At 36.0% G+C, this 228-nt stretch carries 1 protein-coding gene; it reads left to right on the top strand.

The window, feature by feature from the left end:
* Positions 1-228, top strand: a 228-nt coding sequence (locus R0J87_RS25590) for a hypothetical protein (RefSeq protein WP_498889820.1), incomplete at both ends; no start/stop codon positions are given.

Raw genomic sequence — 228 nt, 5'->3', positions numbered from 1 at the left:
ATATAGACAAGTTCTTCTTCAACAACAGACTCCAGAAACAGATCCAGATATTGAACAAAATTATCAACAATGGATTAGTGGTACTGAAAAGACACAACAATTCATGACAGAAACATTTGGAACTGTTTGTAGGTCAAGAATTGCCGTTACACCCCCTGGACAATCCTTAGAATGGCACATTGACACTGATACTTCAGTATTATGTAGAATACAAATTGGTCTTCAAAC

Source organism: Halomonas sp. SIMBA_159 (genome assembly GCF_046536035.1).
In the GTDB taxonomy this organism is placed as follows: Bacteria; Pseudomonadota; Gammaproteobacteria; order Pseudomonadales; family Halomonadaceae; genus Vreelandella; species Vreelandella venusta_A.
This window is presented reverse-complemented; position numbering and strand designations above follow the sequence as displayed.